Here is a 1341-nt window from a genome sequence, read left to right on the forward strand (position 1 = left end):
GCCGTTCCGACGTGTGCAGGATTTCGAGGCGCGGCAGCATATTGAGCTGCACCGCCTGCCGGGTCAGCGAGAAGGCGCCGGAGATCACCGCCTGGCTGGCGATAACCGTCGCGGCAGTGGCCAGCACCACCATCGGGATCAGCGTCCAGCCTTCGTTCATCTCGAAGAATGGGTGGCCGACGTGACCGTTCTTCGCCAGCACGAAAGCGCCCTGCCCGGCATAGTTTAGCAGCAGGCAGGGAAACACGATGGCCAGCCAGGCGAGCACGATGGGCTTGCGGCCGAAATGGCCGAGATCGGCATAAAGCGCTTCGGCACCGGTGACGGCGAGGAAGATGGCGCCGATGGTGACGAAGGCGACATCGGGCGAATTGATCAGGAAGGCGACGATGTAGTGCGGGCTGACCGCCCACAGGATTTCGGGATCGGCGATGATGTGGTTCAAGCCCGAAAGACCGATAGCCAGGAACCAGACCGCCGTGATCGGCCCGAAGATCAGCGCCACACCGCCGGTCCCGAAGCGCTGCACCGAAAACAGGATCGCAAGGATGACCAGTGTCAGCGGCACGACGTAGGGCTGGAAGGTCGGGGTAACGACATTCATGCCTTCAACCGCCGAAAGCACCGAGATTGCCGGCGTGATGACGGCGTCACCGAAGAACAATGACGCGCCGACAATACCGATGGCCAGGATGATCGCCGAGCGGGTCGGGAAACTGCCGCGCGCCAGTGCCATCAGCGACAGCACGCCGCCCTCGCCTCGGTTGTCGGCTCTGAGCACAAACATGATGTATTTGATGGTGACGATAATCGTCAACGACCAGATGATCAGCGACAGCACGCCCAGAATATCGCCGCGCTCGGCGATTCCGCCGCCGGAGGACGCAACAAGCGCTTCCCGGAAGGCGTAGATCGGGCTGGTGCCGATGTCGCCATAGACCACACCGAGCGCGCCCAGCATCAGAACTTTGGTGCTGTGCTGTTCGATTTCGGGATGGCTCGATTGTTCGACGGGTTCTGCCTCAATACCAGCATTGGTAAGGGCCATGGACGACACTCCGATAAGCGCGCGGTGCTCTACGCTTGCTGCGATGCAATATCAAGTGCCGTGACGGTAGGGCTACCATGTTCCCAGCGCAGGGCTTGCCCCGCAATGACCGGTGCGTGGCGTCAAAGGCTGCCGGAAACCTCAGATCGCCACCTGCGTGCCGATCTCGACCACACGTCCGGTCGGGATCTGGAAATACTCCGTCGCATCGGCCGCCGAGCGGGCGAGCCCGATGAACAGCTTGTCCTGCCACACCGGCATGCCGGAATTGGGCGATGCCTTGAGCGAGCGCC

Annotated in this window: 2 protein-coding genes; both read right to left on the reverse strand. The window is 62.3% G+C overall.

Features of this window, described 5'->3' with window-relative positions; genetic code table 11:
• Positions 1-1048 (reverse strand): KUP/HAK/KT family potassium transporter (locus NKI35_RS31230; RefSeq protein WP_352742648.1); only part of this gene is annotated, 1048 nt, incomplete at its 3' end.
• Between the two features lie 141 nt (positions 1049-1189).
• A partial coding sequence (locus NKI35_RS31445; protein ID WP_502897200.1) for a KUP/HAK/KT family potassium transporter occupies positions 1190-1341 on the reverse strand: 152 nt, incomplete at its 5' end.

The organism is Mesorhizobium sp. M0676 (genome assembly GCF_040320535.1).
Lineage (GTDB): Bacteria > Pseudomonadota > Alphaproteobacteria > Rhizobiales > Rhizobiaceae > Mesorhizobium.